Raw genomic sequence first — 22,524 nt, 5'->3', positions numbered from 1 at the left:
TCATGTGACGAATGTAGCGCACCCCGTATCGAAACGAAACAGTTTCGTACGTGTCCATGGGTTGCTCCGCCCGGCCATCCGGCGTTTCCGCACGAGTTGCCCCGGTCCATCCCCGGGCGAAACATGGGAAAGTGAGTTATTTGCGCCTTCCGCACCTCAACGGCGACCGCGTGTGCTTCGTGGCCGAGGACGACCTGTGGCTCGCCCCCCTCGACGGCCGGGACCGCGCCTGGCGGCTCACCGTCGACCGCACCAAGATCGGCCACCCGCGCTTCTCCCCCGACGGCCGCCACATCGCGTACACCAGCTGGCGCACCCTCGTGCCGGAGGTCCATCTGGTGGCGGCGGACGGCGGCCCGGGGCGGCAGCTGAGCCACTGGGGCAGCGCCGACACGCGGGTGTGCGGCTGGACGCCCCCCGACCGGGACGGGCACAGCGACATCCTCGCCGTCGCCTCCCACGGCGAACCCTTCTCGTACTTCACCTGGGCCTACAAGGTCTCCACCGACGGCGGCCCCGGCCGCAGGCTGCCCTGGGGCCCGGTCGGCGACATCCAGGTCGCCGACCTCGGCGGCGAGCGCAGGACCCTGCTGCTGACCGGCACCCCGCCGCACGAGCCGGCCGCCTGGAAGCGCTACCGGGGCGGCGCCACGGGCCGGCTCTGGCTGCACGGGCAGCGGCTGCTCGCCGACCTCGACGGCCACCTGCACTCCCCCCTGTTCGTCGGCGGCCGGATCGCGTTCCTCTCCGACCACGAGGGCGTCGGCAACCTGTACTCGTGCGCCTACGACGGCTCCGACCTGCGCCGCCACACCGACCACGACGCCTTCTACGCCCGGCACGCCGCCGGCGACGGCACCCGGGTGGTGTACCAGTGCGCGGGCGACCTGTGGCTCGTCGACGACTTCGGGCCGAAGTCCGTGCCGCGCCGGCTCGACGTACGGCTGGACGGGCCGCGCGCGGGGCGGCGCACGTATCAGGTGCCGGCCGCGCAGCACGTGGGCGGGATCTCCGTGGACGACACCGGGCGGGCCAGCGCCGTCGTCGTACGCGGCAGCCTGTACTGGCTCACCCACCGGGACGGGCCGGCGCGCACCCTCACCGACACGCCGGGGGTGCGGGTGCGGCTGCCGGAGATGCTCGGGGAGAGCGGGCAGGTGGCGTACGTGACCGACGCGGAGGGCGAGGACGCGATCGAGATCGCGTACCTGCCGCGGGCCACCGGCGACCGGGCGCCGCGGCGGCTGGCCGCCGGCCGGCTGGGACGGGTGCTGGAACTGGTGTCGGACCCGCGGGGCGAACGGCTGGCGATCGCCTCCCACGACGGACGGCTGCTGCTGACCGGCGTGCCCGAGGAGCCCGGCGCGGCGGCCGGCGAGGTCACCGAACTGATCCGGTCGGTCAACGGGCCGGTGCGCGACCTCGCCTTCTCCCCGGACGGCACCTGGCTGACGTGGTCGCACCCGGGCATCGGACGGTCGCTGCGGCAGATCAAGATGGCCCGCATCGCCGGCACGGCGGAGGGGGCCGGAACCGTGGTCGACGTGACCAACGGCCGGTTCGAGGACGAGAACCCGGTCTTCACCCGCGACGGCCGCTACCTCGCCTTCCTGTCCTGGCGCGGCTTCGACCCGGTGTACGACGTGCACACCGGCGACCTGTCCTTCCCCCTGGGCTGCCGGCCCTACCTCGTGCCGCTGTCGTCGGCGACCCCCTCGCCCTTCGCGCTGAACCCGGAGGGCCGCCCCGCCGCCGGCGGACTCGACCCGGTGGACGAGGGAGAGGCCGCCGAGGGCACGGTGACCGTCGAGGTGGAGGGACTGGCGAACCGGGTGACGCCGTTCCCGGTCGTCGCCTCCAAGTACTCCGCGCTGCACCCGGTCGCGGGCGGCGGACTGGTCTGGCTGCGCTGGCCGATCTCCGGCGCGCTGGGCGAGACGTTCGCCAACCCGGACGACCCGAGCGAGCGGCCGACCCTGGAACACTTCAACCTCGCCAAGGCGAGGAAGACCGAACTGGTCGGCCACCTCGACTGGTTCGCGGTCAGCGGCGACGGCACCCGGCTGGTGGTGCTCGACGAGGGCGAGCTGCGCGCGGTGCCCGCCACCGAACCCGGCGACAGCGACTCCGTCACCTGGATCGACCTGCGCCGCATCCTGCACCAGGTCGACCCGGCCGCCGAGTGGCGGCAGGCGTACGCGGAGGCCGGGCGGCTGATCCGCGCCTACTTCTGGGAACCCGGCATGTGCGGCATCGACTGGGACGCGGTGCTGGCCCAGTACCGGCCGCTGGTCGAACGGGTCGCCTCCCCCGACGAGTTCGCGGACCTGCTGCGCGAGGTGCTGGGCGAGCTGGGCACCTCGCACGCGTACGTCGTGCCCGCCCGCCGCAACGAGGGCCCGGCCCCCTACCAGCGCCGGCAGGGCCTGCTGGGCGCCAACTTCGCGCGCCGGGAGGAGGGCTGGGTCGTCAAGCGGATCCTGCCCGGCGACTCCTCCGACTCCAAGGCCCGCTCCCCCCTGGCCGGCACGGGCATCCGCGAGGGCGCGGTCCTCAGCCACGTGGACGGCCGCCCGGTGGACCCGGTCGCGGGGCCGTACCCACTGCTGGCGGGCTCCGGGGGTACGACGGTGGAACTCACCTTCCGCCCGCCCGTCGCCCACCCCCACCCTTCCGAGGAAGGCCCTCCGGGCCCCTCCGACCCGCCCGCCGCCCACCCCCACCCCTCCGAGGAAGGCCCTCCGGGCCCCTCCGACCCGCCCGCCGCCCACCCCCACCCCTCCGAGGAAGGCCCTCCGGGCCCCTCCGACCCGCCCGTCGCCCACCCCCACCCCTCCGGGGAAGGCCTTTCGGAACCCCCCGGCGAGGCCTCGGGCGAAGCTCCGCCCCGGCGGGTCGCCGTCGTCCCGCTGATCGACGAGCGGCCGCTGCGCTACCAGGACTGGGTGGCCAAACGCCGCACGGTGGTGCGGGAGCTGAGCGGCGGCCGGTGCGGCTACCTGCACATCCCCGACATGGGCGGCTCCGGCTGGGCCCAGTTCAACCGCGACCTGCGCATGGAGGTGTCCCGGCCCGCGCTGATCGTGGACGTGCGCGGCAACGCGGGCGGCCACATCAGCGAACTCGTCATCGAGAAGCTGACGCGCACCATCCTGGGCTGGGACCTGACACGCGACGCCCAGCCGGTGTCGTACACGTCGAACGCGCCGCGGGGACCGGTGGTCGCCCTCGCCGACGAGGCCACGTCCTCCGACGGCGACATGATCACGGCCGCGTTCAAGCTGCTGAAGCTGGGTCCGGTGGTCGGCCAGCGCACCTGGGGCGGGGTGGTCGGCATGACCGGCCGCCACCGGCTGGGCGACGGCACGGTGATCACGGTGCCGATGAACGCGGCCTGGTTCGACGCCTACGGCTGGTCCGTGGAGAACCGGGGCGTGGACCCCGACCTGGAAGTGCTGCGCACCCCGCTGGACTGGGCCGAGGGCCGGCAGGCCCAGCTGGCCGACGCGGTCGGGGTGGCCCTCGGCCTGCTGGAGTCCAACCCGCCGGCCACGCCGCCGGACTGCCGCGAGGTGCCAAACCGGTCACGGCCGAAGCTGCCGCCCAGGTGACGGGCGGTCCGAGCGGCCGGCGGCGCCGGGAAGGACCCGGGGTACGACGCGAGAAGGGGCACCCCTCCTCGGGGTGCCCCTTCTCGTTCAGGGCCGGCCGGGTTCGTTCAGGGCCCGCTCGGACGCGGCGTCAGACGTCGTAGTCCTGGGCGAAGCGGTCCTCTTCCTCCCGGCGCTCCTCCCGGCGCGCGCGCTCGGTGCGCCCGGTGCGCTCGGGGTCCTCGTCGCGCCGGCGGCCGCGGTCCTGGAGCTGCTCCTTGGCCTGCTCCGCCTTCTGCCTGGCCTGCTGCTGCAGCTGCTCGGACTTCTCCTGGAACTGGTCCTTCATACCCATGTGGGTTCACTCCCTGCGGGGGTGAGGGGGTCTGGCCCGACCAGATTCACACGCACGGTGACCCTGCGCATGTCGATCAGTCACCGTGCGTAGTGCGGTGCTGTTCGTCGGCCGCCCCGCCGGCCCCGACCAGGCCCAGGCGCATGCCCGTCAGCCGGTCCGCGAACCGCCGCATCTCGCGCTGGCCGACGGCCTCGACGACGGCGGGCAGGCACCCGCGCACCCCCTGCATCCCGCGCAGCCACCACTGCCCGTACACATGGCCGGCGCGCCGCTCGATGCCCTCCACCAGCCGGTCGACCGCCGGGCCCAGCGGATAGGTCCTGTTCGCCGGCCACGGCAGCCGCTGCCGCAGCTCCCGCATCACGTCGTCCTGGTCGGCGCCGCGCACCATGTCCGTGTCGGTCCACGACAGATAGCCCACGCCGACCTTCACGCCCCGGTGGCCGACCTCGGCGCGCAGGCTGTGCGCGTACGCCTCCACACCGGACTTGGAGGCGCAGTAGGCGCTCATCATCGGCGCCGGGGTGATCGCGGCGAGGGAGGCGATCTGCAGCAGGTAGCCCCGGCTGTCCAGCAGCAGCGGCAGGAAGGCGCGGGCGGTGACCGCCGAGCCGATCAGGTTGACCTCGATCACCCGCCGCCAGGCCTCGGGATCGGAGTCGACGAAGGGCCCGCCGGTGGCGACGCCCGCGTTGGCGACGACGATGTCGACCCGGCCGAACCGCTCCTTCACCTCGCCGGCGACCCGGGCCATCGCCGCGTGGTCGGTGACGTCGGCGTACCAGTGGTCGCTGTCGCTGTGCAGCCGCGCCGAGACCTGCTTGAGCGCGTCCGGTTCCAGCCCGACCAGCGCCACCCTCACCCCGCGCGCGGACAGCTTGCGGGCCAGCAGCTCCCCCACGCCCCGCGCGGCTCCGGTGACGACGGCGACCCGCCCTTCCAGGCTCACCCGGCTCATGCGTCCTCCTTGACATCGACGTGGCTGCTGACGCGGACGTGGCCGCTGACGAGGGCGCGTATCCGCGCGGTGACCAGCTCGGGCGCCTCCACCGGCGTCATGTGGCCGATGCCGGGCAGCTCGGTGAGCCCGGCGCAGCGGGGCAGCGCGGCGGCCAGCGCGCGGGCCTGCGCGGGCGGGGTCAGCCGGTCGGCGGCGCCGACGAGCACCTCCGCGGGCACCGTCAGCTCCCGTACGGCGTGGTCGAGGTCGAGCAGGTCGAGCACCTGCGACCAGGCGTGGCGCACCGTACGGGGGCAGCCGTGCACGATCCGGGCGCACGCCTCCACCATGTGCGGGGCCGAACCGGGGCCCATCGTCCCGTACTTGAGGATGCGGCGGGCGAGCGGCGTGACCGGGCCGAGCGGCGCCCGGGAGCCGAGGATCCGCCGGGTCAGCCAGGTCCGCACCGGCCCGGCCCGCAGGGGCAGGACGGTCGAGGCGGCGACCAGCTGCGAACTGCCCGTGCTGCACAGCAGGACGGCCGCCGCGTGCTCCTGGAAGGCGGGGCGGCCGACGGCGGCCAGCACCGTCATGCCGCCCATGGAGTGCCCGGCGACCACGGCCCGCTCGCCCGGGGCGAGGGCGGCCCCCAGCACGGCCTCCAGGTCGTCGGCGAGCGCGTCGGTGCTGCACGCCGGGCTCGCCGGGCTGCGTCCGTGGCCGCGCTGGTCGTAGGCGACGACCCGGTGGTCGGCGGCGAGGTCGCGCACCTGCGCCGCCCAGAAGGCGGTGGAGCAGGTCCAGCCGTGGGCGAGGACGACCGCGGGGGCGCCGTCGGGGCCGTGCACCTCGACGTGGAGGCGGGCGCCGTCGGCGGAGCGGACGGTGAGCTCGCGGGCGGGGACGGGCGGGGCGTAGGGGCCGGAGGTCACGTGGTGGCGGCGGCTCACGCGCCCACCTCCGCGGCCTTCCGGGGGGAGGCGTTCCCGCGGGCCGGGGCGCGCAGCACCTCGTACTCCGCCGGGTCCACCCGCCGGGTCGCCCGCCGGAACTCGCTCGTGGTGCCGGGCCAGATGGTGGTGTTGCGGCCGTTCGCGTCCAGGTACCAGCTGGTGCAGCCGCCGGTGTTCCACACCGTGCGCTTCATGCGCTCCTGCACCCTGCGGTTCCACGCCCGGACGGCGGCGGGGCGGGCGTCGAGGGCGGCCCGGCCCCCGAGGGCGTCGAGCCGGCGCAGGAAGTCGGCCAGGTAGTTCAGCTGGGACTCGATCATCAGGATCATCGACGAGTTCCCCAGTCCGGTGTTGGGCCCGATGATCGACAGCCAGTTGGGGAAGCCGGCCGCCGAGGCGCCGCGCAGGGCCTCCATGCCGTCCTTCCAGGCCTCGGCGAGCGTCCGCCCGTCCGCGCCCACGACCCGTTCGGCGATGGGCATGTCGGTGACGTGGAAGCCGGTGCCGAAGACGATCGCGTCGGCCTCGGCCTCGCTGCCGTCGGCGCCGACGAGGGTGGAGCCGCGCACCTCGGCGAGGCCGCCGGCGACGACGTCGACGTTCGGCTGCGCGAGCGCCGGATAGTAGGTGTTGGACAGCAGGATCCGCTTGCAGCCGATGCGGTAGCCGGGGGTGAGCTTGGCGCGCAGCGCCGGGTCCTTGACGGCGCGGGCCAGGTTGCGCCGGGCCAGCCGCTCGACGAAGCCCAGCTCCTCGGGGTGCCTGGTGAAGGCCTGCACCTGCAACTCGCGGATGCCCCACAGCAGTCCGCGGCGCACCCGGGCGGTGACGGGCAGCCGCCGGTACAGCCACCGCTCGGCGCCGCCGATGGCCCGGTCGACGCGCGGCATCACCCACGGCGGCGTGCGCTGGAAGAGGGTGAGCCGGCCCACCTCGGGCTGGATGGCCGGCACGATCTGGACGGCGGACGCGCCGGTGCCGACCACGGCGACCCGCTTGCCGCGCAGGTCGTAGTCGTGGTCCCAGCGGGCGGAGTGGAACACCTTGCCGGGGAAGGAGTCCAGGCCCGGGACGTCCGGGATCCTGGGTTCGGACAGCGGTCCGGTGGCGGACACCACGAGGTCGGCCGACAGGGTGCCCCGGCTGGTCTCGATGTCCCAGCGCAGCAGCTCGCCGTTCCAGGTCATCCGCTTCACCTCCGAGTTGAAGCGGATGTGCGGCCGCAGCCCGAACAGGTCCGTCACGCGCTCCAGGTAGGCGCGGATGTGCCGCTGCCCGGAGAAGGCGCGCGGCCAGTCGGGGTTGGGCGCGAAGGAGAAGGAGTACAGATGGGACGGGACGTCACAGGCGCACCCGGGATAGCTGTTGTCCCGCCAGGTGCCGCCGACGCTGTCCGCCCGCTCCAGCACGACGAAGTCGGTGACCCCCTCGCGCCTGAGCCGCACGGCGGCCCCCAGTCCGCCGAACCCGGACCCGACCACCGCGACCCGTACGTGCTCGTGTTCGCGTACCTGTTCGTGTTCGGCCATGCCTACGCCTCCACGCGTCGCCCAGGAAGAACCGCGCCAGTGAACACTGGCGCAATGGGGAGAGTAGAGGACCGGGCATACCGACCGGTAGGGGTCGGCGCCAGGAAAGTTACCGGCGGTACGACTTAAGGTGCCCAGGTGGCCGAGAAGCGTGAGTACCGCATGGAAGAACTGGCCCGCCTGGCCGGCATCACAGTGCGCACCCTGCGCTTCTACCGCGAGCGCAAGCTGCTCCCGCCGCCGCGCCGCGAGGGCCGCATCGCCTGGTACGACGACCACCACCTGGCCCGCCTGCGCACCATCGCGGCGCTGCTGGAACGCGGCCACACCCTCAGCGGCATCGCGGAGCTGGCCGACGCCTTCGACCACGGCCGCGACGTAGGCGACCTGCTGGGCCTCGGCGAGCCCACCGAGGAGACCCCGGTCCGCCTCACCCCCGAGGAACTCGCCGCCCGCTTCGAGGGCGAGGTCACCCCGGAGAACCTCGCCGCCGCCCTGGAACTCGGCTACCTCGGCACCGACGGCGACGAGATCGTCCACATCAGCCGCCGCCTGCTGGACGGCTCCTCGGCCCTGGTCCGCGAGGGCATCCCGCTCGCGGAGGTCCTGGCCGCCGGCAAGCGCGTCCGCGAACACGCCGACGCCCTCGCGGAGCTCTTCACCGACCTGATCCTCCGTCACGCCCCCGAGGAGGCCCTGCACCGCCTGCGCCCGCTCGCCAGGAGCGTGGTGGAGGCGGAACTGTCCCTGGCGCTGGACCGGCGGCTGCGGAAGCAGGCGTAGGAACCGCGCCCGTCCGGCGGATCACGCCCGTCCCGCGGGCCGGGGCCGAGCGGGCGAGCAGGCGGTCACCGCGGTTCGTGCCGGGCGAGAACCCGGCCGAGCAGGCGCGTCAGGGTTTCCCGCTCCTCGGCCGACAGCGGCTCCAGCAGGTCGTCCTGCACCTGGTCGAGCACTCGGTCCATGCGCCGCAACTGCCGGGTGCCGCCCGCGGTGAGGGTCACCCTGTTGCGCCGCCCGTGGCCCGGGTCCGGCGCCCGGTCGACGAAGCCCCGCTCGACCAGTTCGCCGACGGCCGCCACGACGTCGCTGCGGTCGATGCGGCACCGGCGGCCGAGCTCCGCCTGGCTCGCGGGCCCGAACTCCCGCAGGGCGGCCAGGATGCGGTAGTGGTACCCGCGCGCGTCCGCGGCGGTGAAACCGTCGGACACCAGCCGGCGGACGTGCACGGCCAGTTGGGTGATCAGCCAGCTCGGCTTCGTGGCCAGGCGCTCCGGGATCTCGTCCATGGCGACCACCGTAACAGTGTTGGCGGGACCCACACTCTGCACTAGTGTTGGCGGCACCAACATTGGAGTCGTCGCCAGAGGAGGCGTCGTGACCACCGACACCCGGACCGCCGACCGCATCGAGATCGCCGACCTGTTCGCCCGCCTCGCCAACCTGCTGGACGAACAACGCCACGACGACGCCCACACCGTCTACACCGACGACGTCGTGGCGCATTCACCGCGCGGCGAGCTGCGCGGCCTGCAGGAGGTGACCGCCCACCTGAAGCGGAGCCGGGTCGAGGGGGAGCACACCCAGCACATGCACGGCGACGTGCTGGTACAGGTGGACGGCGACCGCGCGAAGGCCACGGCGAACCAGCTCGTGCACTTCCACCGCGACGGCGAACCGCCCCACCGGACGAGCGGCCTGCGGGTGGCCTGCACCGCGGTGCGGACCCCGGCGGGCTGGCGCTTCAGCGACACGCGGATCACGCTCGCCTGGACGCAGGAGAAGTGACGGGGGCGGTACGGCCGCCGGTCCGCCGCCGCCCGCGCCGCGACGGGACGCGGCGCGCGCGGCGGCGCGCCGCGCGTCAGCTCTCGAAGACGACGGTCACGGGAGCGTGGTCGGACCATCGCTCCGCATGACCGGCCGCTCGCTCCACGAACCCCTTGACCGCCCTGGACGCGAGGCCGGGCGTCGCCACGGCCAGGTCGATCCGCCACCCCGCGTCGTTGTCGAAGGCCCGCCCCCGGTAGGACCACCACGTGTACGGGCCCTCGGCGTCCGGGTGCAGCGCCCGCACGACGTCGACGTATCCGCCGTCCGCCGGGTCGAAGACGCGGTCCAGCCACTCCCGCTCCTCGGGCAGGAAGCCGGAGTTCTTGGTGTTGCCGCGCCAGTTCTTCAGGTCGGCCTGCCGGTGGGCGATGTTCCAGTCGCCGCAGACCAGCACCTCCCGGCCGTCGGCGGCGGCGCGTTCGCGCAGGTCCTTCAGATGGACGAGGAACTCGTCCATGAAGCGGACCTTCTCCTCCTGCCGCTCGGTGCCGACCTCGCCGGAGGGCAGGTAGAGGGAGGCGACGGTGACGCCGGGCAGGTCGGCCTCGACGTACCGCCCGCTGGTGTCGAACTCCGCCGAGCCGAAGCCGATCCGGACGCGGTCGGGCTCGCGGCGGGTGTAGAGGGAGACGCCGGCGCGGCCCTTGGCGGCGGCCGGGGCGTGCACCACGTGCCAGCCGTCGGGGGTGCGGACCTGCTCGGGCAGCTGCTGCGGCTCGGCCCGCACCTCCTGCAGGCACAGCACGTCGGCGTCCGTGCCCGCGAGCCACTCCACGAAGCCCTTCTTCGCGGCGGCCCGGAGCCCATTGACGTTCACGGAGGTCACCGTCAGCACAACACTCTCCTCGCCGTCACCGCCGGCCCCCTCCGAAGGCGCCGGCGGAGGTCGCGGTGAGCACCCCGGCACCTTACCTGCACACTGGACCGAGTCCGGTTCTGGACCGGGACCGGATCCCCCTTACGATGAATTGGTATACGGTGCACAGCATGGATATACGTCGGGTCTCCTTCGACCACCCCGACGCCGTCAAGCTCAACGACCTGGTCCAGGCCGAGTACGACCTGCGCTACGGCGACGGGGGCGACGCCACGCCCATGGATCCGCGGGACTTCGAGCCGCCGAACGGCCTGTACCTGATCGCGTACGACGAGGACGGCACGCCCGTCGCCTCGGGCGGCTGGCGCGCCCAGGACACCAACGGCGAGGGCAACCGCGACGGGGACGCCGAGCTGAAGCGGATGTTCGTGGTCGAGGAGATGCGCGGCCGGGGCCTGGCCCGCCGGATCCTGGCGGCCCTGGAGGAGGACGCCCGCGCGGCCGGCCGCCTGCGCATGGTCCTGGAGACCGGCACCAAGCAGCCGGAGGCCGTCGCCCTGTACCTCTCCAGCGGCTACGAGCCGTGCGAGAAGTTCGGCTACTACCGCTTCCACGAGTCCAGCCTGTGCTACGCGAAGGAGCTGTGACCGGAGCCGGAGCCGGAGCCGGTGCCGGTGCCGAAGGCGTGGCCGAGGACGTGGCGGTGGCCGAGGACGTGGCGGTGGCCGAGGCCGTGGCGGTGGCCGAGGCCGTGGCTCACGCCCGCAGGAAGGCGAGGACCGCCAGCACCCGGCGGTGGGTGTCGTCCGCGGGCGGCAGGTCCAGCTTGGCGAGGATGCTGCCGATGTGCTTGCCGACGGCCGCCTCGGACACCACCAGCGCCCGCGCGATCGCGCTGTTGGACCGGCCCTCGGCGACCAGCGCCAGCACCTCCCGCTCGCGCGGGGTGAGCCGCGCGAGCGGATCCCGGCGCCGGCGCAGCAGCTGCCGGACCACTTCGGGATCGACGACCGTGCCGCCGGCGGCCACCTCGGCGAGCGCGGCGGCGAACTCCTCGACCCGGCCGACGCGGTCCTTGAGCAGGTAGCCGACTCCCGTGCCGTCGCCGGAGTCGAGCAGCTCGGCGGCGTAGGCCCGCTGCACGTACTGGCTGAGCACCAGCACCGGCAGCCCGGGCCGCTCCGCGCGCAGCCGCACGGCCGCCTGCAGCCCCTCGTCCTGGAAACCGGGCGGCATCCGCACGTCCGTCACCACCGCGTCGGGCGCGTGCCCGGCGACCGCGGCGCGCAGCGCGTCCGCGTCGCCGACCGCCGCGACGACCTCGTGCCCGAAGCGGCCCAGCAGGCCGACGAGGCCCTCGCGCAGCAGGACGCTGTCCTCGGCGAGGACTATGCGCAGGGGTCTTCCGATGGGGTCGGCCGGCAAGGGATCTCCACACGCAGCAGGGTCGGCCCGCCCGGCGGGCTGGACAGGGAGAGTCTGCCATCGAGCACCGACACCCGGTCGGCGAGTCCGGTCAGGCCGCTGCCGCCGGCCGGGTCCGCGCCGCCGCGGCCGTCGTCGCGCACCGCGAGGACCAGCCGTGCGCCGTCGTGGCCGCCGCTCACCTCGGCGCGCCGCGCGCCGCTGTGCCGGGCGATGTTGGCGAGGGCCTCGCGGACCACGAAGTAGGCCGCGCTCTCGACGGCCCGGGGCAGCCGGCCGGGCAGCTCCAGGCTCAGGTCGACGGGGATGGGGCTGCGGTCGGCGGCGTCGGCGACGGCGGCCTCGAGGCCGTGGTCGGCGAGGACCTTGGGGTGGATGCCGTGGATGAGCTCGCGCAGTTCCGCCAGGGCCTGTTCGGCCTCCCGGTGGGCCCCGGCGAGCTGGTCGGCGAGGGGGCCGGGCGGGGCGTCGAGGCGGGCGAGGCCCAGGGCCATGGTGAGGGCGACCAGGCGCTGCTGGGCGCCGTCGTGCAGGTCGCGTTCGATGCGGCGGCGCTCCGCCTCGAAGGCGTCCACCAGCCGCACCCGGGACCGCACCAGTTCGCTCTCCTTCGAGGTCAGCAGCAGCCGCGCCAGCTCGGCCCGGGCCCCGGCCACGGCCCCCAGGGCGTAGGCGCCGGCCGCCAGCAGGACGAGCCCGAGCGCGGCGGCCCCGACGGCGCCGGGCCAGGTGTCCACGGTCCACAGCTTGGCCGGCTTGGCCTCGCCGTCGACGCCGACCAGCACGGGCGCGGCGACCAGGGACAGCGGCACCCCCGCGCCGAGGACGACGGCCAGCGCGTCCACCGGCCACAGCACCAGCGCGAGCAGGACCGCGTACGCCAGCTCCCGCCAGGTCGCCGGCTCCCCGAGCCGGGTCGTCAGCCACGGCGTCAGGCCCGGCCCGTGCGGCATCCGGTGCCGCCCGGCGGGCACCGGCCCCACCCCGGCCAGCCGCAGCCGCCGCCGCTCCACGGCGGCCACGGGTATCCCGGCCAGCGCGGTGAGCACCAGCAGCGGCAGCCCGAGCAGGACCACGGCGAGCGCGCCCCCGGTCACGGCCCCGACGGCGACCACCACCAGCACGACCGCCCCGAACAGCGCCCCGCTGCCGAGGAACGCGACCGCCCGCCAGGGCCACGCCGACCCCAGATACCCGCGCCCGCCGAGCGCCCGCCACACCGTCATGGGGATCACCGTAGGAGCCGGGCGGCGGCCGGGGCCACCGGTCCAGGGGGAGGCCGGGGGGTATGCCCGGCCCTACCCCGGGTCTCGGTCCTGCTGCACTGACCCGGAGGGCCGTCCCGGGATGGGGTGGAGCCCTCGACACCGACCGATGGGGGCAGTGGGGCAGATGACATCCAACGCGATCGAACTGCGCGCGGTGAGCAGGCGGTACGGGACGGGCGGCACCGCCGTGACCGCGCTCGACGGCGTCTCGCTCGACTTCCCCGCGGGCACCTTCACCGCCGTCATGGGCCCCTCCGGCTCCGGCAAGTCCACCCTGCTGCAGTGCGCGGCCGGGCTGGACCGGCCCACCTCGGGCTCGGTGCGGCTCGGGGAGACGGAGCTGACGACGCTGGGCGAGCGGCGGCTGACGCTGCTGCGCCGGGAGCGCGTCGGGTTCGTGTTCCAGGCGTTCAACCTGCTGCCGTCGCTGACCGCCGAGCAGAACGTGGCGCTGCCGCTGCGCCTGGCCGGCCGGCGCCCGCCGCGGGCGCGGGTGCGGGAGGCGCTGCACCGGGTCGGCCTCGGGGAGCGGGCGGGGCACCGGCCGGCGCAGCTGTCGGGCGGCCAGCAGCAGCGGGTCGCGCTGGCCCGCGCCCTGGTCACCCGTCCCGAGGTGCTGTTCGGCGACGAGCCGACCGGCGCGCTCGACGCGCGCACCGGCCGCGAGGTGCTGGAGCTGCTGCGGGGCATGGTCGACGCCGAGGGGCGGACGGTGGTGACGGTCACCCACGACCCGGTGGCCGCGTCGTACGCGGACCGGGTGGTGTTCCTGGTCGACGGGCGGGTGCACGGGGAGCTGCGGGGGGCCTCGGCCGGTGAGATCGCGGCGCGGACGACGGCGCTGGAGGCTCTCCCGTGCTGAGCCTCGCCCTGAACACCCTGCGCACCCGCCGGACCGCCTTCGCCGGGTCCTTCGTGGCGCTGGCGCTCGGCGTCGCGCTGATCACCGTCATGGGCCTGGCCCTCGCCGCCTCCCTGGACGCGCCCGAGCGCCGCCCGGAGCGGTTCGCGGCGGCGCCGGTGGTGGTGACCGGGCAGGACACCCTGCGCGTGCCGACCCCGATCGGCGTCCGGACGCAGAAGCTGGCCCACCCGCGGCCCGTCCCGGCCCGCACCGTCGCCGCGCTGCGCCGGCTGGGCCCGGTCACCGAGGACCGCTCCTTCCCCGTACGGGCCGCGGGCGGACCCGGCGGCCTGGTGGGGCACCCGTGGTCGACGGCGGCGTTCGCCCGGTACGAACTGACCGCGGGCCGCGCGCCCGGGGCCGCCGACGAGGTGGTGGCCACCGGCGGGTGGGCGCGGGTCGGGCAGCGGCTGCGCACCGGTCACGGCACCGTGCGGGTGGTGGGCACGGTGGGCGATCTCGGCTTCGAGCGGGCCGTCTTCTACACCGACGCCCGAGCGGCGGCTCTGTCGCCGGTGAGCACCCGGCTGGTCGTGGCCGCGGACCCGGCAAAGGTGCGGCGCGCGGTGGGTTCCGGCGCCCGGGTCCTCACCGGTGACGCGCGACGGCTCGCGGACGCCCGCCCCGACCGGGACCGCGAGGCCCTGACCGCGCTGAACGCCCTGTTCGGGACGGCCGGCGGGGTCGCCGGTTTCGTGTCCGTGTTCGTGGTGGCGTCCACCTTCGCCTTCGCGGTCGCCCAGGGGCGCCGGGAGTTCGGGCTGCTGCGCACGGCGGGCGCCACGCCGGGGCAGATCCGCCGGACGGTGTGCGCGCAGGCGCTGCTGATCGGCGTGCTCGCCTCGGCGGCGGGCTGCGCGCTCGGCGGCTGCGCCGCCCCGCACCTGGCCGCGTGGGTGGTCGGCGAGGGCCTCGCGCCCGGCTGGTTCACCATCGGCGGCGCCGTCTGGCCGTACCACCTGGCGTTCTGGACGGGGCTGCTGGTCGCCCTGTGCGGGGTGGCGGCCGCGTCCTGGCGGGCCGGGCGGACCGGCCCCGTCGAGGCGCTGCGGGAGGCGGCGGCCGACGGCGGCGCCCTGACGCGGGGCCGCCTGCTGTGCGGGGCGGCCCTACTGGGCACGGCCGTCGTGACCCTGGCGGTGACGCTGTGGACCGACCCGGCCGACCTGCTGCACCGCAAGACCTACGTCAGCCGTCCCCTGCTGCTGATCACGGCGGTGGCGCTGCTGGCGCCGGTCCTGGTGCGTCCGCTGGTCCGGCTGCTCGCGTGGCCGCTCTCCCGGCTGCCCGGCGCGGGCGGGACGCTGGTGCGGGAGAGCGCCGCCGCCGCGGTCCGCCGTACGGCCTCGGTCACGGCGCCCGTGCTGGTCATGGTGGCGCTCACGGGTTCGCTGCTCGGGGCCACGGCGACCCTGGACCGGGCGCGGGCGGCCGAGGTCCGGGCGCGGACCGCCGCCGACTTGGTGGTGACGTCCGACGGCGGCCTGGGCCCGGCGACGGTGCGGCGGCTGCGGGCGGTGCCCGGCGCCGAGGTCTCGGCCACCGCGGCGAGCGCCGTCCACGTCCTGGAGGACGGCGTGGCGCTGATCCGGTCCGAGGCGCGCGCGGCCGACCCGCGGGCGCTGGCCCGGACCGTGCGGCTGCCACTGACGGCCGGCCGGATCACCGATCTCGACGACGACTCGATCGTCGTCGGCGAGGAGTGGCGGCACCACACCGTCGGGCAGCGCGTGACCGTCTGGCTCGGCGACGGCACCCGCAGGTCGCTGCGGATCGCCGCGGTGCTGCCGGCCGGCACCGGTGACAACGGCGTGTACGTCACCCCGGCGAACGCGCCGGGCGCCGTGGTGGACCGGGTGGACGTGAAGGTGGCGCGGGACGCGCGGGCGGCCACGGTGGCGGCGGCGCTGCGGAAGGCGGTGGCCGCGGAAGGACGGGTGCTCCCCAAGGAGGCGTGGCTGCGGGCGACTTCGCCCCGGGCCGACGGCACGACCCGCGCGGGCCTGCTGCTGGTCCTCGGCATCTCCCTGCTCTACACCGGCATCTGCGTCGCCGGCACCCTGGCGATGGCGGCCTCCGGGCGTCTGCGCGACCTGGCGGCCCTGCGGCTCGCGGGCGCCACGGGCGCCCAGGTGCTGCGCCTGGTCGCCGCGGAGGCCCTGACGGTGGTGGCCGTCGGCACCGTGCTGGGCCTGCTGGTCACGGCCTTCAACCTGCTCGGCATGGGCGTCGCCCTGGCCCTGCTGTCGGCCCCGGTGGTGCTCGTGTTCCCCTGGCCGGCGCTCGCCGCGGCGGCCGCGGCCTGCGCCGTCCTCGCCGTCGCCGCGTCGGTCCTCCCGGCGGCGCTCGCACTGCGGCGGGGAGCGGTGGCGGGGGCGGGGGTACGGGAGTGACCGGCTGACGGGGACTCAGCACCGCGGGGCGGCACCGCAGTCGCCGTGCGCCGCCGCACGTCGCGGCCCTTCCGGGCACAAAAAAGAGATCCCGCCCGGTCAACCGACCGGACGGGATCTCTTCAACTGTCTCGCGGACAGTTGTTGCGGTGGACCTGAGGGGATTTGAACCCCTGGCCCCCTCGATGCGAACGAGGTGCGCTACCGGACTGCGCCACAGGCCCTTGCAACGAGTGAAACTTTAGCACCCCGATCGGCGTGCTTGGAAATCCGCTCCCCGGGCGGCCTGCCGAGGGGTGCCCCGGGGCCTACTCGTTGGCGGCCCGCGGCCGGTCGCCGTCCTCGTACTGGTCGAACAGCGGGGTGCGGCCCCGCTCCCGCGCCCGCCGGGCGGAGGCGGCCCGGCGGGCGTCACCGCGCCCGTCGCCGTCCGCCCCGTCCGCCGCGCCGGAACCGGTGTCCGGCACGGCGTCCCCGGCGCCGTCGGCGCCGCCGGCCGTCTCCTCGGGGCCCGGGGGAACGGGGCCGGAGCGCGCCGAGCTCCAGGCGTCCGGCGCCCCCAGGTCCACGTCGGCCGTGGCCCGCGGGGCGACCGGCGCGGTCACGTACGTCGGCAGCGGCACCGGGACCGGTTCCCAGCTCTCGCCCTGTCCCGGCCGGCGCTGCCGTTCGCGCTGCTGGTCGACCCACTCGGCGTGGTCGGTCTGCTCGACCAGCGCCCGCCGGTCCGCGGCCAGCGCCGACAGGCCGGGGTCCGGCTCGGGTGCGGGTTCTTCGTCCGGCTCCTCGGCGTCGGCGTCCGCGTCCGGGGACGGGGACGGGCGCCGGCGCGGCTGCCGCTCGCGTTCCCGAAGCCGCTGCGCCGCGGCCTCGGCCCGGCGGCGGTCCATCTGGTAGGCGAACCGGCGGCGTTCCTGGGAGCGCAGATACGCGATGTACGCGCTGAGCAGCACGGCGGGCACCCCGGGCGCCCACAGGAACGCGAATCCGCCGACCGCCGCGACGATCGCGCCGAGCGTGAAGGCGAGGAAGAGCACGATGGTGGTGCGCCGGCGGCGCGCCAGGACCTTCGAGCGCCGGGCACGTGCCGCGGCCGTCTGCGTCGCCTGGTCGGCGGGGGCGCGCCGGGCGGCGGGCACCCGCCTGCGGGCGGGGGCGGCGCCGGGCTCGGGCGCCTGCCGGGCCGCCGGGCCGCGGGACGGCCGGTCCGGCTCACCGGGGGCCGGTTCCGGCCGCTCGGCGGGCGACGGCACGGGCACCCGCGTCTGCCGGCGGGTCTTGGACACGGCGAAGGCCCGGACGTCCACCGACTCGGTGACGGCGTCCGGGTCGCCGGCGGGCGGCTCCCCCTCTTCGGCGGAGCGTGCCCGCAGGTCCCTGGCGTATCGGCGCTCCATCGCCGCCCGTCCGGACAGCAACCGGATGGCGGTGCTGAAGCGCTCCGTCGGACGGGCCTCGTTCAGCTCGTCCTGCCTACGGAGCCACATCGGCACCAAGTAGGCGGCCCAGGCCCCGACGATGACTGCGTAGATGAGGCCGCTGCTGCTCACGCCTCACACGGTAGAGGGGATTGTGTGGAGCCCTCCGCCAATTGCGCCGGTGTGTCGCACGATCTGGCTGATATTTCGAAAATTTTTTGCGACTGGCCCGATCGGCGGACCGTCGGAGCCGGGAATTCCTCGCACGGAGCCGGTCACCGGTCCATCAATTTCGAACATTTATTCAATTTCCGGGGCCGTGCGGGATTCCCGGGTTGCTGCGCGGCTCGTTCCGGGAGCGTGCCCGGTGCCAGCGCCCGAGCAGCCCTTCGGGCACCTCCTCCGCGGTGAGCGCGAAGACCAGGTGGTCCCGCCACGCCCCGTCGATGTGGAGATAACGCGGCCGGAGCCCTTCCTCGCGGAATCCGAGTTTCTCCACCACGCGGCGGCTGGGGCCGTTCTCCGGGCGAATGCAGACCTCGACGCGGTGCAGTCCCACCGTGCGGAAACAGTGGTCGACGACGAGCGCCACGGCCGTCGGCATCACCCCGCGGCCGGCCACCGCCTCGTCCACCCAGTAGCCGACGTGGCCCGAGCACATCGAGCCCCAGGTGATCCCGGCCACCGTCAGCTGCCCGACCAGCCGCCCCTGGTACTCGATGACGAACGGCAGCATCCTGCCCGCGCTCGCCTCCCGCCTGAGGTGGCGGACCATCTGCCGGTAGGTCGGCCGGTGCGCCGTCGGGCCGCCGGGCCCCGGCGGCGGGATCGTCGCCTCCCAGGGGCGCAGCCAGTCCCGGTTGCGCCGGTTGACCTCGCGCCAGGCCTGCTGGTCGCGCAGCTTTATCGGCCGGAGGCGGACATCGCCGTCCACCAGCTCGACCGGCCAGGACGCGCTGTTCAGCTCGCACCCCCCGGGGATGCCTCCCCGGCCGTCGCGGCGCTGGGGGAAGGTCCGGGATGGTCGCCGCCGCGCAGCTGGTCGACGGCGTGCGCCAGCAGGGGCTCCAGGACGGCCAGCCCGTCCCTCACCCCGCCCGTGGAGCCCGGCAGGTTGACGATCAGCGTGCCGCGCGCCACTCCGGCCAGACCGCGGGAGAGCGCCGCGGTCGGCACCTTGTCCCGGCCGAACGCCCGGATGGCCTCCGCGATGCCCGGCACCTCGTGGTCGATGACCTTCCGGGTCGCCTCGGGGGTGCGGTCGGTGGGCGACAGGCCGGTGCCGCCCGTGGTGACGATCACGTCGTAGCCCGCCGCCACACCGGCGCGCAGCGCGGCCTCCACGGGGTCGCCGTCGGGGACCACCCGCGGCCCGTCGACGGCGAAGCCGAGGCCCCTCAGGCCGTCGGCGACCAGCGGACCGCCCCGGTCCTCGTAGACCCCGGCGGCGGCCCTGTTCGAGGCGGTCACGACCAGCGCGCGGTACGTCATGACCGGCTCCAGTCGCCCGACTTGCCGCCCGTCTTCTCCTCCACCCGCACGTCCGTGATGACCGCTCCCTTGTCGACCGCCTTGACCATGTCGATCACGGTGAGCGCGGCGACGGAGACCGCGGTGAGGGCCTCCATCTCGACGCCCGTGCGGTCCGTGGTCCGCACGGTGGCCCGGATCTCCACGGCGTCGTCCGCGACCGACAGGTCCAGTGTCACACCGGACACCGACAACGGGTGGCACAGCGGGATCAGGTCGGGGGTGCGCTTGGCGCCCATGATGCCCGCGATCCGCGCGGTGGCCAGGGCGTCGCCCTTGGGCACCCCCGCGCCGCGCAGCAGCTCGACCACGCGGGGCGAGACCAGGACGCGGCCGCTGGCGCGGGCGGTGCGCGCGGTCACGTCCTTCTCCGATACGTCGACCATGCGGGCGGCGCCCGCGTCGTCGAGGTGCGTCAGTCGGTCCTCGGTACTCATGCTCTCGTGGCGCTCCCGGTCCGGGCCCGGCGCGGTGCGGCGCGCGGGCCTGCTGTGCGCGACACGGTACCGCCAACCGGGGGCACGCGGCCGGGCGGGACCGGCCCGCGCGCTCAGCGGAGCAGGACCACCTCGACCTCGGTGCCGGGCGCGACGGACTCGGTGTCCTCGGGGACGACGATCAGCGCGTCGGCGTGCGCGAGGGCGGCGACGAGGTGCGACCCGGCGCCGCCGACCGGGGCGACCCTGCCGTCGGCGTACGCGCCGCGCAGGAACTGGCGGCGGCCCTTCGGGGAGGTCAGCGCCTCGTCCGCGGCGAGGGTGGCCCGGGTCCGCGGCCGGTGGACGTCCGTCAGGCCCATGAGGGTGCGGATCGCGGGGCGCGCGAACAGCTCGAAGGAGACGTACGACGAGACCGGGTTGCCCGGCAGGGCCAGCAGCGGGGTGTGGTCGGGGCCGACGGAGCCGAAGCCCTGGGGCTTGCCGGGCTGCATGGCGAGCCGGCGGAACTCCACGCCGCCGCCCGGCTCGTCCGCGTCGCCGACGTGGGCCAGCGCCTCCTTGACGACGTCGTACGCCCCGACGCTCACCCCGCCCGTGGTGACCACGAGGTCGGCGCGGACGAGCTGGTCCTCGATGGTGGAGCGGAGCGTCTCGGCGTCGTCGGCGACGGCGCCGACGCGGTAGGCGATGGCGCCGGCGTCCCGGGCGGCGGCGGTGAGGGCGAAGCTGTTGGAGTCGTAGATCCGTCCGCCGCCCAGCTCCTCGCCGGGCTGGACGAGTTCGCTGCCGGTGGAGAGCACGACCACGCGCGGGCGCGGGTGCACCCGGACCGTGCCGCGGCCGATCGCGGCGAGCAGCGCGATCTGCGGCGGGCCGAGGACGGTTCCGGCCGTCAGGACGCGGTCGCCCGCCCTGACGTCGCTGCCCGCCGCGCGCACGTGCGCGCGCGGCCCGGCCGGCCGGTGGACGTGGACGTGGCCCGTGGCGTCCTCGGGGGCGAGGCTGCGGGCGCGCATGCCGCGCACCGGGCCCGCGCCGAGCCCGCCGTCGGTCCACTCGACGGGGACGACGGTCTCGGCGCCGGGCGGCAGCGGGGCGCCGGTCATGATGCGGGCGGCCTGGCCGGGTCCCACGGGGAGCGGTTCGTCCTGGCCCGCCGCCACGTCCCCGACGACCTCCAGGACCGCCGGGAACTCCTCGCTCGCGCCCGCGACGTCCGCGACCCGCACCGCGTACCCGTCCATGGAGCTGTTGTCGAACGGCGGCAGGGACACCGGCACCGTGACGTCCTCGACCAGGACGCAGCCCTGGGCGTCGAGGAGGTTCAGCTCGATGGGCTCCAGGGGGCGGACGGTGGCGAGGATGTCCTCCAGGTGCTCGTCCACCGACCACAGGTGGTCCTGGTCCGGGTGGTCCTGGCCGGTGGTGCGGGGCGCGGGGCTGCTCAAGGTCGCTGCATCTCCTCGGCTACGAAACGGTGGAGCCAGGTCCGGAAGTCCGGGCCCAGGTCCTCACGTTCGCACGCGAGTCGGACGATGGCACGCAGGTAGTCGCCGCGGTCGCCGGTGTCATAGCGGCGGCCCTTGAAGACGACGCCGTGCACCGGACCGCCCACCTTCTCGTCCGCCGCGAGCTGCTGGAGCGCGTCGGTGAGCTGGATCTCGCCGCCGCGGCCCGGCTCGGTCCGGCGCAGCACGTCGAAGACGTGCGGGTCGAGGACGTACCGGCCGATGATGGCGTAGTTGGAGGGGGCGTCGGCCGGGTCGGGCTTCTCGACCAGGCCGCCGACCTTCACGACGTCGCCGTCCTCGGTCTCCTCCACGGCGGCGCAGCCGTAGAGGTGGATCTGCTCGGGGGCGACCTCCATGAGGGCGACGACGCTGCCGCCGTACTGCTGCTGGACCTCGATCATGCGCTTGAGGAGCGGGTCGCGCGGGTCGATCAGGTCGTCGCCGAGGAGGACCGCGAAGGGCTCGTCGCCGACGTGCGGGGCGGCGCACAGCACGGCGTGGCCGAGGCCCCTGGGGTCGCCCTGGCGGACGTAGTGGATCATCGCGAGGTCGCTGGACTCCTGGACCTTCGCCAGCCGCTCGGTGTCGCCCTTCTTCTCCAGGGCGGACTCCAGTTCGTAGTTGCGGTCGAAGTGGTCCTCCAGGGGGCGCTTGTTGCGGCCCGTCACCATGAGGACGTCGTCGAGGCCGGCGGAGACCGCCTCTTCGACCACGTACTGGATCGCCGGCTTGTCCACGACCGGCAGCATCTCCTTGGGAGTGGCTTTGGTGGCCGGCAGGAACCGGGTGCCGAGGCCGGCCGCGGGGATGACAGCCTTGCTGATCCGAGGGTGCGACTGAGTCATGCCCGCCACCTTATCCGGTGCCTTTGCAGGGATTCTGGGGCTCCGGCCAGTTGACGCTCATATGAGCTCTTTGGAGACGGTACGGGAGCGGTAGTGGATCACAGCGGCGGTTCGGCAGAGCCTGACAAGCGGACGTTGCGGCGAGAACTCCTCGCGGTGAGGAGCAGGTTGCCGGCGGATGACCTGCGGGAGACCGCGGCGGCGCTGGCCGGGCGGGCGCTGGAGCTGCCCGAGGTCGCGGGGGCGCGCACGGTGGCGGCGTACGTCTCCGTGGGTGCCGAGCCCGGCACGCGCGCGCTGCTCGACGCGCTGCGCGCGCGGGGGACGCGCGTCCTGCTGCCGGTGCTGCTGCCCGACAACGACCTGGACTGGGGCGTGTACGACGGGGCGGACTCCCTGGCGCGCGTGCGGCACGGCGGGCGGACGGCCCTGTTCGAGCCCGCCGGCGAGCGCCTCGGGGCGGACGCGGTGACCGCCGCCGACGTCGTGCTGCTGCCGGGTCTGGCGGTCGACGCGCGCGGTGTGCGGTTGGGGCGCGGCGGCGGGTCGTACGACCGTGTGCTGGCCCGTCTGGAGCGCGCGGGCGCCCGGCCCGCGCTGGTGGTGCTGCTGTACGACGCGGAGGTCGTCGAGCGGGTGCCCGCTCAGGGGCACGACCGGCCGGTGGACGCGGTGGTGACGCCGTCGGGGGTGCGGCGCTTCCGGGACGCCTCCCGCTGAGCACCGCACGCGCGAAGGGCCCTCCGCGCGCACGCAAAGGGCCCTTCCCG

At 75.2% G+C, this 22,524-nt stretch carries 22 protein-coding genes and 1 tRNA gene; 7 read left to right on the top strand and 16 right to left on the bottom strand.

The window, feature by feature from the left end; all coding sequences use genetic code 11:
• Positions 1 to 131: 131 nt before the first annotated feature.
• Positions 132 to 3,611, top strand: coding sequence for a S41 family peptidase (locus ACIBAI_RS11725; protein ID WP_399033221.1), 3,480 nt, complete (start codon positions 132 to 134; stop codon positions 3,609 to 3,611).
• Positions 3,612 to 3,741: 130 nt separating this feature from the next.
• Here the strand turns inward: ACIBAI_RS11725 and ACIBAI_RS11720 are convergent, their stop codons facing one another.
• From ACIBAI_RS11720 to ACIBAI_RS11705, 4 genes are all read right to left on the bottom strand, one after another.
• A complete protein-coding gene (locus ACIBAI_RS11720; RefSeq protein WP_399033219.1) occupies positions 3,742 to 3,945 on the bottom strand; it encodes a hypothetical protein in 204 nt (67 codons plus the stop codon).
• Positions 3,946 to 4,021: 76 nt separating this feature from the next.
• Entirely contained in the window at positions 4,022 to 4,906 is an 885-nt protein-coding gene (locus ACIBAI_RS11715) for an SDR family oxidoreductase (RefSeq protein WP_399033218.1), read from the bottom strand.
• Entirely contained in the window at positions 4,903 to 5,838 is a 936-nt protein-coding gene (locus ACIBAI_RS11710; RefSeq protein ID WP_399033217.1) for an alpha/beta fold hydrolase, read from the bottom strand. Before ACIBAI_RS11710 ends, ACIBAI_RS11715 begins: the two co-directional genes overlap by 4 nt.
• Positions 5,835 to 7,370 carry a flavin-containing monooxygenase gene (locus ACIBAI_RS11705; protein ID WP_399033215.1) on the bottom strand — a complete coding sequence of 512 codons (1,536 nt, stop codon included), beginning with the start codon at positions 7,368 to 7,370 and terminating at the stop codon, positions 5,835 to 5,837. The genes ACIBAI_RS11710 and ACIBAI_RS11705 overlap by 4 nt, the downstream gene beginning before the upstream one ends.
• Positions 7,371 to 7,508: 138 nt before the next feature.
• Here ACIBAI_RS11705 and ACIBAI_RS11700 point away from each other — a divergent pair, with 138 nt between their 5' ends.
• Complete coding sequence (locus ACIBAI_RS11700; RefSeq protein ID WP_399033213.1) at positions 7,509 to 8,153, top strand: MerR family transcriptional regulator; 645 nt, start codon at positions 7,509 to 7,511, stop codon at positions 8,151 to 8,153.
• A 65-nt stretch (positions 8,154 to 8,218) separates the two neighbouring features.
• Here the strand turns inward: ACIBAI_RS11700 and ACIBAI_RS11695 are convergent, their stop codons facing one another.
• Entirely contained in the window at positions 8,219 to 8,659 is a 441-nt protein-coding gene (locus ACIBAI_RS11695) for a MarR family winged helix-turn-helix transcriptional regulator (RefSeq protein WP_399033211.1), read from the bottom strand.
• An 88-nt stretch (positions 8,660 to 8,747) separates the two neighbouring features.
• On the opposite strand from ACIBAI_RS11695, the gene ACIBAI_RS11690 reads away from it, so the two are divergent.
• Complete coding sequence (locus ACIBAI_RS11690) at positions 8,748 to 9,158, top strand: nuclear transport factor 2 family protein (protein WP_399033209.1); 411 nt, start codon at positions 8,748 to 8,750, stop codon at positions 9,156 to 9,158.
• Between the two features lie 76 nt (positions 9,159 to 9,234).
• On the opposite strand, the gene ACIBAI_RS11685 is transcribed toward ACIBAI_RS11690, so the two are convergent.
• Complete coding sequence (locus tag ACIBAI_RS11685) at positions 9,235 to 10,038, bottom strand: exodeoxyribonuclease III (protein WP_399033208.1); 804 nt, start codon at positions 10,036 to 10,038, stop codon at positions 9,235 to 9,237.
• 152 nt (positions 10,039 to 10,190) lie between these two features.
• Between ACIBAI_RS11685 and ACIBAI_RS11680 the strand changes: the two genes are divergently transcribed.
• Entirely contained in the window at positions 10,191 to 10,667 is a 477-nt protein-coding gene (locus ACIBAI_RS11680; protein ID WP_399033206.1) for a GNAT family N-acetyltransferase, read from the top strand.
• Here ACIBAI_RS11680 and ACIBAI_RS11675 read toward each other — a convergent pair.
• Genes ACIBAI_RS11675 through ACIBAI_RS11665 form a run of 3 tightly spaced genes read right to left on the bottom strand, consistent with a single transcriptional unit; the run spans position 10,649 to position 12,671 of the window.
• Positions 10,649 to 10,780, bottom strand: a complete 132-nt coding sequence (locus ACIBAI_RS11675) for a hypothetical protein (RefSeq protein ID WP_399033204.1) — start codon at positions 10,778 to 10,780, stop codon at positions 10,649 to 10,651. The two genes, ACIBAI_RS11680 and ACIBAI_RS11675, sit on opposite strands and share 19 nt — an antisense overlap.
• A complete protein-coding gene (locus ACIBAI_RS11670; protein WP_344603251.1) occupies positions 10,777 to 11,430 on the bottom strand; it encodes a response regulator transcription factor in 654 nt (217 codons plus the stop codon). The genes ACIBAI_RS11675 and ACIBAI_RS11670 overlap by 4 nt, the downstream gene beginning before the upstream one ends.
• Positions 11,409 to 12,671, bottom strand: coding sequence for a sensor histidine kinase (locus ACIBAI_RS11665; RefSeq protein WP_399033202.1), 1,263 nt, complete (start codon positions 12,669 to 12,671; stop codon positions 11,409 to 11,411). Before ACIBAI_RS11665 ends, ACIBAI_RS11670 begins: the two co-directional genes overlap by 22 nt.
• A gap of 166 nt (positions 12,672 to 12,837) precedes the next feature.
• Between ACIBAI_RS11665 and ACIBAI_RS11660 the strand changes: the two genes are divergently transcribed.
• Positions 12,838 to 13,575: an ABC transporter ATP-binding protein gene (locus ACIBAI_RS11660; RefSeq protein WP_399033200.1), complete on the top strand. Its 738-nt coding sequence runs from the start codon at positions 12,838 to 12,840 to the stop codon at positions 13,573 to 13,575.
• A complete protein-coding gene (locus ACIBAI_RS11655; RefSeq protein ID WP_399033198.1) occupies positions 13,569 to 16,010 on the top strand; it encodes an FtsX-like permease family protein in 2,442 nt (813 codons plus the stop codon). Before ACIBAI_RS11660 ends, ACIBAI_RS11655 begins: the two co-directional genes overlap by 7 nt.
• A 150-nt stretch (positions 16,011 to 16,160) precedes the next feature.
• Here the strand turns inward: ACIBAI_RS11655 and ACIBAI_RS11650 are convergent.
• The 7 genes from ACIBAI_RS11650 to galU form a co-directional block, all read right to left on the bottom strand.
• Positions 16,161 to 16,234: transfer RNA gene (locus tag ACIBAI_RS11650), tRNA-Ala, on the bottom strand.
• An 84-nt stretch (positions 16,235 to 16,318) separates the two neighbouring features.
• Positions 16,319 to 17,560, bottom strand: coding sequence for a gephyrin-like molybdotransferase receptor GlpR (gene glpR / locus ACIBAI_RS11645; RefSeq protein WP_399033196.1), 1,242 nt, complete (start codon positions 17,558 to 17,560; stop codon positions 16,319 to 16,321).
• 172 nt (positions 17,561 to 17,732) lie between these two features.
• Positions 17,733 to 18,365, bottom strand: coding sequence for a GNAT family N-acetyltransferase (locus tag ACIBAI_RS11640; protein WP_399033461.1), 633 nt, complete (start codon positions 18,363 to 18,365; stop codon positions 17,733 to 17,735).
• Between the two features lie 23 nt (positions 18,366 to 18,388).
• On the bottom strand, positions 18,389 to 18,919 hold the full coding sequence (locus tag ACIBAI_RS11635) for a molybdenum cofactor biosynthesis protein B (protein ID WP_399033194.1): 531 nt from the start codon (positions 18,917 to 18,919) through the stop codon (positions 18,389 to 18,391).
• The gene (moaC, locus tag ACIBAI_RS11630) at positions 18,916 to 19,395 is read right to left on the bottom strand and encodes a cyclic pyranopterin monophosphate synthase MoaC (RefSeq protein ID WP_399033192.1); all 480 of its coding nucleotides are present in this window, start codon (positions 19,393 to 19,395) and stop codon (positions 18,916 to 18,918) included. Before moaC ends, ACIBAI_RS11635 begins: the two co-directional genes overlap by 4 nt.
• Before the next feature lie 113 nt (positions 19,396 to 19,508).
• Positions 19,509 to 20,846, bottom strand: coding sequence for a gephyrin-like molybdotransferase Glp (gene glp, locus ACIBAI_RS11625; protein ID WP_399033190.1), 1,338 nt, complete (start codon positions 20,844 to 20,846; stop codon positions 19,509 to 19,511).
• A complete protein-coding gene (galU, locus tag ACIBAI_RS11620) occupies positions 20,843 to 21,754 on the bottom strand; it encodes a UTP--glucose-1-phosphate uridylyltransferase GalU (protein ID WP_344603167.1) in 912 nt (303 codons plus the stop codon). The genes glp and galU overlap by 4 nt, the downstream gene beginning before the upstream one ends.
• 93 nt (positions 21,755 to 21,847) lie before the next feature.
• Here galU and ACIBAI_RS11615 point away from each other — a divergent pair, with 93 nt between their 5' ends.
• Positions 21,848 to 22,474, top strand: a complete 627-nt coding sequence (locus ACIBAI_RS11615; RefSeq protein ID WP_399033188.1) for a 5-formyltetrahydrofolate cyclo-ligase — start codon at positions 21,848 to 21,850, stop codon at positions 22,472 to 22,474.
• The last annotated feature ends 50 nt before the right edge of the window (positions 22,475 to 22,524 follow it).

It is taken from the genome of Streptomyces sp. NPDC051041, from assembly GCF_044456065.1.
GTDB classification, from domain to species: domain Bacteria; phylum Actinomycetota; class Actinomycetes; order Streptomycetales; family Streptomycetaceae; genus Streptomyces; species Streptomyces glaucus.
This window is presented reverse-complemented; position numbering and strand designations above follow the sequence as displayed.

Coding starts and splice junctions, on each gene's coding strand:
- moaC (WP_399033192.1), bottom strand. CDS start 19,395: ATGAGTACCGAGGACCGACTGACGCACCTCGACGACGCGGGCGCCGCC.
- galU (WP_344603167.1), bottom strand. CDS start 21,754: ATGACTCAGTCGCACCCTCGGATCAGCAAGGCTGTCATCCCCGCGGCC.
- ACIBAI_RS11635 (WP_399033194.1), bottom strand. CDS start 18,919: ATGACGTACCGCGCGCTGGTCGTGACCGCCTCGAACAGGGCCGCCGCC.
- ACIBAI_RS11660 (WP_399033200.1), top strand. CDS start 12,838: ATGACATCCAACGCGATCGAACTGCGCGCGGTGAGCAGGCGGTACGGG.
- ACIBAI_RS11695 (WP_399033211.1), bottom strand. CDS start 8,659: ATGGACGAGATCCCGGAGCGCCTGGCCACGAAGCCGAGCTGGCTGATC.
- ACIBAI_RS11665 (WP_399033202.1), bottom strand. CDS start 12,671: ATGACGGTGTGGCGGGCGCTCGGCGGGCGCGGGTATCTGGGGTCGGCG.
- ACIBAI_RS11715 (WP_399033218.1), bottom strand. CDS start 4,906: ATGAGCCGGGTGAGCCTGGAAGGGCGGGTCGCCGTCGTCACCGGAGCC.
- ACIBAI_RS11720 (WP_399033219.1), bottom strand. CDS start 3,945: ATGGGTATGAAGGACCAGTTCCAGGAGAAGTCCGAGCAGCTGCAGCAG.
- ACIBAI_RS11705 (WP_399033215.1), bottom strand. CDS start 7,370: ATGGCCGAACACGAACAGGTACGCGAACACGAGCACGTACGGGTCGCG.
- ACIBAI_RS11680 (WP_399033206.1), top strand. CDS start 10,191: ATGGATATACGTCGGGTCTCCTTCGACCACCCCGACGCCGTCAAGCTC.